Source organism: Candidatus Poribacteria bacterium, assembly GCA_021295715.1.
In the GTDB taxonomy this organism is placed as follows: domain Bacteria; phylum Poribacteria; class WGA-4E; order WGA-4E; family WGA-3G; genus WGA-3G.
The window spans coordinates 48,013-58,508 of the sequence record JAGWBV010000039.1 but is presented as its reverse complement, the minus strand read 5'-3'; the positions used below and the strand labels follow the sequence as shown (position 1 = coordinate 58,508).

At 46.9% G+C, this 10,496-nt stretch carries 12 protein-coding genes; 3 read left to right on the top strand and 9 right to left on the bottom strand.

The genetic code is table 11. The features are described 5' to 3' along the window. The first annotated feature begins 303 nt into the window (after positions 1-303). On the top strand, positions 304-861 hold the full coding sequence (locus J4G07_11375; protein ID MCE2414598.1) for a hypothetical protein: 558 nt from the start codon (positions 304-306) through the stop codon (positions 859-861). A gap of 115 nt (positions 862-976) precedes the next feature. Here J4G07_11375 and J4G07_11370 read toward each other — a convergent pair whose 3' ends face one another. From J4G07_11370 to J4G07_11350, 5 genes are all read right to left on the bottom strand, one after another. Beyond that, positions 977-1,978, bottom strand: coding sequence for a hypothetical protein (locus J4G07_11370; protein ID MCE2414597.1), 1,002 nt, complete (start codon positions 1,976-1,978; stop codon positions 977-979). Beyond that, positions 1,908-3,095 (bottom strand): hypothetical protein, encoded by a 1,188-nt coding sequence (locus J4G07_11365; protein MCE2414596.1) that lies wholly within the window; start codon positions 3,093-3,095, stop codon positions 1,908-1,910. The genes J4G07_11370 and J4G07_11365 overlap by 71 nt, the downstream gene beginning before the upstream one ends. Positions 3,096-3,267: 172 nt before the next feature. Then, entirely contained in the window at positions 3,268-4,044 is a 777-nt protein-coding gene (locus tag J4G07_11360; GenBank protein ID MCE2414595.1) for a LamG domain-containing protein, read from the bottom strand. 83 nt (positions 4,045-4,127) lie between these two features. Next, on the bottom strand, positions 4,128-4,745 hold the full coding sequence (locus J4G07_11355; protein MCE2414594.1) for a hypothetical protein: 618 nt from the start codon (positions 4,743-4,745) through the stop codon (positions 4,128-4,130). Next, the gene (locus J4G07_11350; GenBank protein MCE2414593.1) at positions 4,694-5,113 is read right to left on the bottom strand and encodes a hypothetical protein; all 420 of its coding nucleotides are present in this window, start codon (positions 5,111-5,113) and stop codon (positions 4,694-4,696) included. The genes J4G07_11355 and J4G07_11350 overlap by 52 nt, the downstream gene beginning before the upstream one ends. Positions 5,114-5,473: 360 nt before the next feature. Between J4G07_11350 and J4G07_11345 the strand changes: the two genes are divergently transcribed. Both J4G07_11345 and J4G07_11340 read left to right on the top strand, forming a co-directional pair. Continuing rightward, complete coding sequence (locus J4G07_11345; GenBank protein MCE2414592.1) at positions 5,474-6,751, top strand: hypothetical protein; 1,278 nt, start codon at positions 5,474-5,476, stop codon at positions 6,749-6,751. 16 nt (positions 6,752-6,767) lie between these two features. After that, complete coding sequence (locus tag J4G07_11340) at positions 6,768-7,778, top strand: hydroxyacid dehydrogenase (GenBank protein ID MCE2414591.1); 1,011 nt, start codon at positions 6,768-6,770, stop codon at positions 7,776-7,778. A 23-nt stretch (positions 7,779-7,801) separates the two neighbouring features. Here the strand turns inward: J4G07_11340 and J4G07_11335 are convergent, their stop codons facing one another. The 4 genes from J4G07_11335 to J4G07_11320 all read right to left on the bottom strand — a co-directional run bounded on the left by J4G07_11335 (position 7,802) and on the right by J4G07_11320 (position 10,446). Then, complete coding sequence (locus tag J4G07_11335; protein ID MCE2414590.1) at positions 7,802-8,686, bottom strand: tetratricopeptide repeat protein; 885 nt, start codon at positions 8,684-8,686, stop codon at positions 7,802-7,804. Positions 8,687-8,829: 143 nt separating this feature from the next. After that, the gene (gene yidD, locus J4G07_11330; GenBank protein ID MCE2414589.1) at positions 8,830-9,141 is read right to left on the bottom strand and encodes a membrane protein insertion efficiency factor YidD; all 312 of its coding nucleotides are present in this window, start codon (positions 9,139-9,141) and stop codon (positions 8,830-8,832) included. A 110-nt stretch (positions 9,142-9,251) separates the two neighbouring features. Continuing rightward, positions 9,252-9,971 (bottom strand): hypothetical protein, encoded by a 720-nt coding sequence (locus tag J4G07_11325; protein MCE2414588.1) that lies wholly within the window; start codon positions 9,969-9,971, stop codon positions 9,252-9,254. A 64-nt stretch (positions 9,972-10,035) separates the two neighbouring features. Next, positions 10,036-10,446: a hypothetical protein gene (locus J4G07_11320; protein MCE2414587.1), complete on the bottom strand. Its 411-nt coding sequence runs from the start codon at positions 10,444-10,446 to the stop codon at positions 10,036-10,038. Between the last annotated feature and the right edge of the window lie 50 nt (positions 10,447-10,496).

Sequence of the window (10,496 nt, the reverse complement as noted above, 5' to 3'; positions counted from 1 at the left end):
ATCTCAATCTGGAGTGAATTTAAAAAAGCGAATTAGTCAGAACTTAGGCATCGTCCGGACATTTATCGGCGAGGCCAGAGACATCCAAATCCCAATTTTCACATATTTTCGGACTTTACTATAGATCATGTTCGTTGCGCGCAACGATTTCTATCCCTATTATAGTAAAACCCGTAATTACTTATACACCAACGCAAGGGCGAGATTAGAAACCTCGCCAGCGGCGGTGGGCTCTTGTTCACTGACGAACTGTAAACATATTTTTGGATTTTACTATAAAGAATCAAAAGGAAATAAAATAAAATGAAATGTAGAACCCTATACACGACCCTTCTCTTTACACTCACAGTGTTTGTCATATCTGGATGTAGCAGCACGAAGTTGCTGGATATCAACGAGACTTCAACGAAACTTAACTTCACCAAAACACAACACGAAACGATTAAGCCAAAGGTCAAGAAAATTGCAGCAATCGTTGAGGAGTACGAATCTGCGAAAAGAACGCTTGAGTCTGAAATGCAAGGGAGACGAAATCAGTTAAGTGCCAACGGTAGTCTCGGTGGTGGCGGAATGCGCAGAAATAGACAAGGAAGCGGAACACGCGGCACTGAGTTTCAGACCAAAATTCAAGAATTCTATAAACAACGGACCAGGTTTATGAATCAGATCAACACATTAGTAACTGAAATCCAAGCGGTGCTTAACGACGCACAGCGTGACGCGTTTGCCAGTATTAAACTACCTCATTTAGAATTGCCTGAAACCGGAGGTGCTGCCTTTGGCAGTAGTCGCGGGCGTGGCAACAGTGGGGCTGGCGGTGGCCGTAGACGTGGTGGTAATGGGTTTGGTGGTGGGTTCTAAGGTGCCTGGACCTACCGGATGGAAGCCCAGTAACGCTAACGGCAAGGGTTTCTTGTGATACACGACCAATAGGCGCGGTTTGGAAACCGAGCCTACATTGGTTGGGGAAAGTAACTCACTGTGCCCACGGTCTCGCCTGCTTAATCGAGAGCTTGCCCTCGTTTGTAATCTTGAACTCAATCTCCATAGCGAAATCTGCCGTTTGTCCAGCGGGACCGTATAACTGACTGAATTTGTTGTGTATTACCATGAGATAACGACTTAGTTCATGCAGATAAGCATCCGTTAAGATTCGTTTGTTGTCTTCTGTGCGATAGTTAGTGCTGTCCCACCAATCCATGAGAACTTCTTCAGGAATGGATTGCTGTTCAGGATTCGTTACGAGATCCTCACCGACCTGGGTATTGAGGTAGTAATTTCCTACCGTTTGATAAACGACATCATCGGTTACAGCAACCCCATTCGCCAATTCGTTTGCAAAATTGGGATGGACAAGTACCCCCATAGCCGTAGCGAAGTGGTTAATACGATAGAATTCGCGTGCTTCAAATGCCCGGAAATTCCAAAGGCTTGCAAATACCTGTTTAATCGACTTGGAGAGGTGCCCTTCTTCTGGATGATGTGTGTAGGAATCATACAAGCCTGCTCCACTGAAATCGGGTAAATCCTCATTGTTTGTGCTGGATCTGCATCGGAGGGATGTACCCTCTGGAAACGAGTTCTGTACTTGCGAAAGTGCATCCATCATCCATGTCGGCATTTCCGCCTTCTCAATGCGCTCCCTAAACCCTTTCAGCTTAGCTTCTCTCGTGTCGTAATTATCCTGAAATTCAGAATCTCTGAGCAGTGCTTCTGCCTCCGCATAGAAGCCGTTGTGTTTCATGAATGCATCGTAAAAGTACAACGGCACACCAACACCATTCGGGACTGTGCCTTCGGGGAATCCTAACGCCCGGAGTGTTGCTATGTTAGCCGTCTTCACACCGAAACGTGCCGCGTCTGCAAAACCGATACCGTCAAGTGGTAAAACCTTCGTAGCAGAGAGGTCACGCGCAGGTTCCTGTGCCTTCGAGGGACGTAAATCGGCGAAGTGTGTCTCTACCTCCTTTAATCTCAAAACCGTCGGCGTTCACCTCATAGTAGACATATCTACCGATGAGCGGTGCGATCTCCTTGTTTTCCCACGCCTTGGCGATGAAGGCATTTGGAATTTTGTCCTGCACCGCACGCAGGTTAACGTGTGAAAGCGGCGTTTGACGCACACCAGTGATAACCCCAGCAACTCGGGACATTTCGTTTGGTAACGTCTTGCAGATAACGATGTCACGCGGTGAAGGACGTTCATCAGTCTCCAACATACGCAGTCTACCGAACGATGCTGCTTGATTCAGCGGAAGGTAGCCGATATTCGCATAGAGATCGTCTTCAAAATAGACAGGGAATTCCGCTGCGTCATAGCGTGCTTTTTCACGTTCATAAATATCGATCGCCCCCCATAACGGGCAATAACCGATCCGATTTTTCAGTATCGGCATTTTCGCTACAAGCAGATCATGCGCAAGTTTGATTTCTTCAAAAGGGAATGCATCATTGGGATTAAATTCAAAGGTATAGACTCCCGGTTCACCATTTGGAGCCGTGGAGAGTGGACGATAACTAAGCACGCCCCGCATCTGTCCTTGTCCTCGTCCCAAACCAGCAACTCTCATGAAACTTCCATGCGAGCGATGGGTCTCCGTATTCATGAAGTAAAGTTGCGGACTTTGTGTATGTGTATTTTCAATCTGAAATTTTACAAATTCAATTCCCGTCAGTTGCGTGTCAATACGTACATCTGTTCCTTGATACGATAACTTTTCAAAGGTCTCTCTGTCAGGAACTGTGGCAGTGCCGTCCGTGAATTGTACCTGCTGGGGATCCAAGCGCGGTCCTGAAGGCTCCCTGGAACCGCGTCGCCCGCCGAACCCACCCCTTCGACGGGATCTATCGCGCTCTCCACTTTGCATCTCACGTATCTGTTGCGCACTGAATTTGCTGCCTCTGGCGGCTTCGAGTCTCATCACCCGAAACATAAGTTGCTTTTCGGATTCACTAAGTTCATCACTCTGATCAAGATCGAACCGTTTTTCGTCTACCGACAATTCACTCTGGGTCCAACTATTCATTACAACTATTGTTGACAGCGTCAGTATACAAGCAAAAAGCCCTATGATAACATGTATTGGTCTCATCATTCACCTCTCTAAGCATTGAAAATTTCTGTGGGAAGTATACGCTCTTCATTTAGATTAGGCAAATGAGGGCTGAATTTGTTCAGAAAAACATGAGTTTGACGTATTGAAATCGGGTTCTTTCCATTCAACCCAAACGACTCTCACTGCGAGGCAATACGTGCAGTTGATACCTTTAGCGGTCTATCGTTTCGCTTTTCAATTTCGCCCAAGTCGTGGTCAGTTTCGCTTGCGGAGAAACCGCAGCAAAACCGAGTGCGACAGATAATCCACTGTCAGCAATCGCTTTCACATCAGCCCCTGAGAGTGCGACATTGAAAAATGCGATCTCATCAATAAGACCTGTGAATGCCTCTTGTTTGTCGTCTCTGGAACCGATATACTTAGCTCCCGCTATAAACGGACCTGCGGCAGCATTAGATGCCTCTTCTTCGCCATCAACATAGACCTTTACTTCCTTACCATCATACGTGCCTGCAATCTGATGCCACTTATCATCGTTCAACAAGGACGTAGACCACGTATTATGGGGTATCGGTTGGGCACACTGTCCAGCGAAATTTAATTTGTGGTCCCTTAATGTCAAGATAACATCGCCGCAGGGACCTACGATGATGTCAGACCATGCGGGGGCGGCTGGTGTTTTAATCAAAGCGACGATCGACACTTCATCCTCATAGTCAGAGAAATCACCGACAGCAACATGGGCACCCCCCTCAAACTTTAAAGCCCCTTCAAACATGCCATCGACCCATTGGGCATCAACAACCTTTCCATCATTGCCATTCTCGGAAGCATCTTTTGCCTCACCCCCTTTACCTTCATCAAAGAACCATATTCCCAAAAGTGCGTCTGCATCGAGTTTGGCAGAACTTAGATTTGGAATCATGAAACTGATGCAGACCAGCATCACGTATACCAATATCGCTTTTGCTGATTGGATGAATCTCATTTTTACCTCCATTTGTAAATGTAGGGGCTAATCGAGCGCAATCCCACCACGGATTACGCTGTTTTCGTCACGAACTATCGAATTCAATCAGGTTCAATCACGAGATAATTAACGCTTTTGGGCTGCATCTTAATCGGAATCTCAACGTTGTAATTCCGATCGATGATGTACTGTTTGGGTTCCCCTTCTCTTTCACGAATCTTGGCAATTTCAGACAATCCAGTATAATAGAGAGGCAATTTCAAAGTCATCTGCTGCATCGTCCGAGTTGGATTATAGAGCATCGCTAATCCACAGGGATTGATCTGCGCGTTGGCGTGGAGTACACAATCAACGGAACTCCCATCCGGGCGACGCACGTGAATCAGGTCAGACTCCAATATCGTGCGATACCTTTTATAGAAGTCAACCCATTTCTTAACGACCGCTTTCGTCTCTTCAGTATCAAAAAGCCGGGGACCGCGATAGCACGCAATCACACCACTACCGAAGTTCTGCGCAAGATGTGATTCATAGTCATCAAGGTGTTCGCAAAGCGGTTCAAATGTTGCGGCTTCTCCACCACCGTGGTACTCCACCAAAGGGACGAACATCCAGCCCATACTCGGTGTCTTTTCATAAGTTCCATCGTAGATATTCTGCCGGGCAATTAGAATTTGCTGCTCGCGGGGCAAACTGAAATTCGTTTCGCGATAGCCCATACCGCATTTGTTTGCGCCGTTGAGGTAATACCGATCTGGCGAATTGATATAGATACCGCGTTTTCGGCACTCGTCAAGTCCGTGATCCAATCCGAATCAAGATAAGCGTAGTCGGGCTGCCCTTTCAACCCACCTACCTCAAATTGGTGTCCGTTCATCGTAAGCACCGCCTCTGGTTTGATGCCACGGAGAAGACTACTACCGGTAATTTGATTGGTATAATCGACTGTTGCGAAATTAGGTGAAATGATGAACGTTCGCTGAATGAGACCGTTGTTGAGAATAAGCCGATTGTCTGTTTCTTCTATTGAAGCAGGCTGATCAAAGGGGTGAACCAACCAATCATTTTGCTGTGATATGTATTGCATACCAAGTCCTACTCCGTTGTCTCGTGTTTTTTATGAATTCAGTATAACGCCAAAGAGAAATAAGGCAAGAACAATTCTGTTAAGACAGTATTCCCATTTTTGAATTGCAGATTAGACCGATCCATGCTAAAATGCCAAATCACACTTAAGGAGGAAAAATTTTATTATGCCAAACGCTATCAACGTTCTACACTGGCTAACGTTAGTTTTCCTGTTAATATCTGTCAGATTAGCGCGAGAGAAAGGGCACTTAAGACCGTGGAAACATTTAGAATTAAATGTTTTATACTCCTCTTCATTCTTGGGACAATAGCGTCAAATATCGCGGACGCACAAAAAAGTCCTAAGGAAAAAAGATATATGAGAAATTATCCTTCAATCTTTCAGGCGTGGAACGGCATTGAAAATCGCCCCGATGAAGATGAACTCCATCGCCTCGCCCGACACGATCTCATTTTCCACGATCCTTACTCATTGTTAAGAATTCCTTGGAATATATCAGAACAGCAGCCTTATCAAGGTATGGCGACAGGTTTGAACCCAGATCAACTCAATGCCGCGCGTCAAAGAAAACAGCAACTATTATCCTTAAACCCCTATCTTCTACTGCTTGTTGAGATCCGATGCAGAGACGCGAAATATCTCTCGCGGGAAAACGAAACACAGGTGGAAAACTGGTGGGAGGTCGGCTTCTACCCACCAGACTCACCTTACTGGCTCAAGGACAAGAACGACGAACCCGTTATCGGTTGGGGTGAAGATACAAATGGGGATGGGAAGATTGACGAAAACGATACTGTCCTGAGTTATCTCATAGACTTTACGAATCCAGATATGCAAAATCTGATGGTCAACCAAGCAATTGCCTTAAACGATTCTGGACTCTTTGATGGCATCATGCTGGATTGGTGGAACGAAGACGGCGCGACCAGTTCAATCGGTGTTGATGACTGGTCGGACACTATTCTCACACGAGAGACTGAGTTAAAAGCGAGACTGTCGATCTTACGCAAGATTCGGGAACACGTCGGGGACGACTTCCTAATCCTCGTCAACGCGAATATGCGTCAGATTCCAAAATCCGCGCCTTATGTGAATGGTATCTTCATGGAATGTTATAAATCAGAATATCGCAAAGGATATAACCTTGATCAGATTCTACAGATGGAAGAAACGCTACTGTGGGCGGAACAACGCCTTAGAGAACCGAGAATCAATTGCTTAGAGGGTTGGCGCGTGGTCACAGATTACATGGGAGACCTCAAAACACGGGTCACGGAGAGAAACAGCGAAGAAAACCTACAGTGGATGCGTATGATTACTACGCTGAGCCTAACACATTCAGACGGTTACGTTCTCTTTGGTGATGATAATGCGATACCTGTCCCCGACCATCTACACAACTGGTATGATTTTTGGGACGTGGATCTTGGACAACCCATCCAAGAGAAAGCAGTTCAGTATCAAGGCGTGAAAGGCTTCTATGTTCGCGCGTTTGAAAACGGTTGGGTGGTGTATAATCGCAGCGGTTCTAAGCAGACTGTTACTTTCAATAACATCACTGTTGGGGTCAACAGCGGTAATCGTCAGCTGCATCATGAAATCCCAGACTTTGACGGCGAGATTCTTTTAAAGTAAAAAGAGAGGACTGATAATGTTAAAAGCGATTTTGCATACGCGTCCAGTGCGACAACTCAATACAATTTTCACACAAGCAGATTTGCAACGCCTTGGGAAGACTGTTGAAGTTATCTGGGGAGTAGATGAGCAGATGCCCGAAGATGCGTGGAGTGAAGCGAAAAAAGAGGCATCAATTCTCATCGGTATCCCCAGTTACGGTGTCGGCGACGTTGACGAAAATGTAGCACCGCATCTGAAGGCTATTATGGAGGTGGGCGGGGCACATCCGAGAAAAGGACAGGTTGACTACCAAACCTGCTTTAGACGGAGTATACGTGTGCTGAGTTGCGCACCGGCTTTCGCGAAAATGGTTGCTGAGATGGCATTGGGACACGCCTTGGCTGCCTTACGGAATATCGTCGATGCGGATCGGCGTATGCGTCGTGGTGAAGAGGAATGGGGATGGCGCGGGCAAGCCGATATTTGCACGCTCTATAATGCAAAGGTGGGTATCATCGGCTATGGAAACCTCGCACGGGAACTGCGACTGCTATTGGCACCTTTCAAATGTGAACTCCATGCCTACGATCCATGGCTTCCTGACACATATCTACAACAGCAGGAGATACATCCGATGGGACTGGAGGAACTGCTGCAAACGTGCGATGTCACCTTCGTCTTGGCGATTCCAACACTGGAAAACAGGGAACTCCTCACTTACGAAAAACTGACCCAGATTAAGCCGGGGGCAGTACTCGTCTTAGCGAGCCGTTCGCATCTTGTTGATTTCGACGCGCTCCTTGAATTAACAAACGCAGATAAATTTCGAGCGACGATTGATGTTTATCCTGAAGAACCGCCACCGCCCGATCATCCAGTCCGAGAGACCGAAAATACAATACTCACCTGTCACATGGCGGGTGCCATCGATCATGCGCTTTTCGACATCGGGAGAATGGTTACAGATGACGTTGAAGCTATCACGGCAGGGTTACCACCACTTTGTATGCAAGTCGCACAACCAGAATTCGTCCCAAGGCGTTGAATTCAGTGCAGCGGTGTCCTCAATCAATACGGCAATTCGATAGATAATGTTGATAAAAATTCGTCCGCTACGTGGCGGTTGTGAAGACGGGCTGAAATAACTGAGCCGTAGATGTTGCCGACATAGAAGATGCCACTGAGTGTACCTAACGCCCATCCTTTTGCCGACGAAAGACCATCTCTCTGGAAACCGTCATAAGCCTGCCAACCTGTGATGCCAACGAGGAACAAAGAGGTAAACGCATCGCCAAGTTTTCCTGTATAGAGTCGTCCAGCTCCGGGAACAATTGTAGAGAGGATCCCAGCTAAAAACGGACTACGAGTGGGTAGGTCGGCACCTGCTTCTGCGTAATTGTGATATACTATTGCCTTTTGGCTGACTGAATTCACCTCCGACCCCTGCAACGTCTTGAAGACCTCCCCCGCTTCAGACCACTGTTTCTGCATCAGATAAGAAAGCCCAATCAGTTGCTCGGCTTCGGCGTGTTGCGGTGTATCCGTTATACGCGGCAGCGTCTCCTGTAGAAATAGTGCAGCCTGTCCAAACTGATCCGTCAGAAAGTAGGTCGCGCCGATTTGATAGTAGGCACGGCTTATAAATCGACCTTCAGGGTGCGTCCGTAAGAGCCTGTGAAAATTCTGGATGGCTTGCTCGGTTTGACCGGCAAAACGATAGCAGATAGCAATTTTATAACGTATCTTCTCACTTTCGCGTGGTTGATAAAAAAGGTAGCGTTCGTATTCACCCGCGGCGCGGAGGTAATCGCCTTGTTCATACAGAAAATCGGCGAATTTGCGGACGTTTTCAGGAGCGTAGTATTCAACGGGTTCTTCAGCGGCTACGAAGGATAGAAGTGTAAGAGTAAGGAAGATTATGAGAAGGAACTTGGGTATTTGCGTGGTGTTCATATCGCCGTAAGTGTTTTTGCAATGTAATATAAGGAACAGATTTCCCCAAATTGAACGGAGTCAAATTCGACTTTTGACAATGTTTATTGCTTCGGTCCGGTGCGGTTGGGTGAAAGCCCCTACCAGATGGTATAGATGTGGAACTATTTCAGTGTTGCATAGTCTGAAACAGGGTCAATGTATTTCCCCGTTACGCCGTCTTTGTGGTAATGCTGCGCCTGCGAACCGTTGCACCGGAGGAGTCTATCCGCCGTAAGCAATATCCCTCGCAAGACGCCATATTCCTGTATACACGCCATGCCGAAGCGAGAACATGTCGGATGGAAGTTGCATGTTGGACCATCCTGGCTGGAGACAAACTCCTGGTAAAGCCGGATCAACCCCGTCGCGACAAACTTCAATTCCGAGGCTTCCTCCGGATTAAAGCGGATAACCTCTCGGGGTTTCGATTTCATAACCGGATTGACTTTTCGGATAAACGCCAAGTCGACTGCTTCACCCGCAAACGTAGGTGAACCAAAAAAAACAACGGACAAACAGAATATACAGCAAAGAACGAGACGGTTTACCATTTGATCTCTTTAACCTCTATCGATTCAGGAATCGTGAAATTGAATATTGGATTTCGTGGATCCGCGTTTACCTGTGGGTTGCTATAGACAACCCGTTCGTATTGAAGGACTTCAGATTTCTCACCATACGTACTGGAAGTAACCATCATCGGAACATAGTTCATGCCGACTTTGCTGTGGTTTTGGTAGTGTGATCTGGCGATGATATGTCCTTTCGGATTCTTAACCTCAGCAGAGATAAGTCTGTCGTCCTGCATCCCTAAGATAATAACCCCGAGTTGGTCTTTCGCTTTCTTAGGAGGACTCCAGTAGCTATAGAGCACCTTGTCTACGATATCGTGCTTTTCCAAAGTATACCCGATCGTTGTCAATCCGTGCTCCGCTTGCGTAGACTGAACGATGGATTCAACAAACGGGAGTAGAATCCGCCCTTCGGAGATAAAACGGAACGCCTGTTTTTCCACAGGATAATAGATCTCCAGCACCTTGTCCTTCACAACCATTATTTGCTTGAGCGGTTGGGTGACTTCAACGACAACCCGCGTGGCTTTTGCGTCGTAATGGAGTGTGCCGGTGATGTGCTCCGTTTTGTCTTTCTCGGTCAACTCACGCGTAAAGTCGAGAGAGAGAGTTTTTAACGGCACTGCCTGGAGTGCGTCGGTGAAAAGGAGTGTGAACAGAAACGTTATAGCAAATGGAAGATTTTTAGGCATTTGTTATGTTTTGACGCACAGAGAGGCTAGCGTATAGGGATTGCCACCGTGGTGCTTTTCAAGTTCACTGTGATCCTAGGAGACCCACTACGCTCGGAAGCCCGTATACGAGGCAGCAAGCAGCAGCCCAAGCAGCACACCCCAATTTAACTCCGCTGGTCCGAATTTTACGGACTTCTGCCCTATAAGCATCTGTATAAACAGCGACATATTCTGGCGACTTCCCTAAGAGAGCCACTGCTGGTGGATTGGGTTCATAGGCACTGGCAATAGCCCACACAACTATATTACCCAGACAGCCTGCCCAGAGCCAAACAGACTTATTGACATGGTCTGCAGCATCTCGTTCAGCAGCGGCTATGGCTTTAGCTTGCACTAAATTTTGTTGAGCGAGGGACACAAAAGGTGAGCTAAAGATAAGCCCCGCCATTAAAAATGCCAAAAATGGTGATAGGGACATTAACTTAATTTTCACGAAAAAATCTCCTTCTGGGTCAAAAGGTTTGAGGCACTTCGGTTCTGAAA

Excerpts from the sequence above, each read along its gene's own strand:
- J4G07_11375 (MCE2414598.1), top strand. The coding sequence starts at position 304 with ATGAAATGTAGAACCCTATACACGACCCTTCTCTTTACACTCACAGTG.
- J4G07_11365 (MCE2414596.1), bottom strand. The coding sequence starts at position 3,095 with ATGATGAGACCAATACATGTTATCATAGGGCTTTTTGCTTGTATACTG.
- J4G07_11360 (MCE2414595.1), bottom strand. The coding sequence starts at position 4,044 with ATGAGATTCATCCAATCAGCAAAAGCGATATTGGTATACGTGATGCTG.
- J4G07_11355 (MCE2414594.1), bottom strand. The coding sequence starts at position 4,745 with ATGGGCTATCGCGAAACGAATTTCAGTTTGCCCCGCGAGCAGCAAATT.
- J4G07_11350 (MCE2414593.1), bottom strand. The coding sequence starts at position 5,113 with ATGCAATACATATCACAGCAAAATGATTGGTTGGTTCACCCCTTTGAT.
- J4G07_11345 (MCE2414592.1), top strand. The coding sequence starts at position 5,474 with ATGAGAAATTATCCTTCAATCTTTCAGGCGTGGAACGGCATTGAAAAT.
- J4G07_11340 (MCE2414591.1), top strand. The coding sequence starts at position 6,768 with ATGTTAAAAGCGATTTTGCATACGCGTCCAGTGCGACAACTCAATACA.
- J4G07_11335 (MCE2414590.1), bottom strand. The coding sequence starts at position 8,686 with ATGAACACCACGCAAATACCCAAGTTCCTTCTCATAATCTTCCTTACT.
- yidD (MCE2414589.1), bottom strand. The coding sequence starts at position 9,141 with ATGAAATCGAAACCCCGAGAGGTTATCCGCTTTAATCCGGAGGAAGCC.
- J4G07_11325 (MCE2414588.1), bottom strand. The coding sequence starts at position 9,971 with ATGCCTAAAAATCTTCCATTTGCTATAACGTTTCTGTTCACACTCCTT.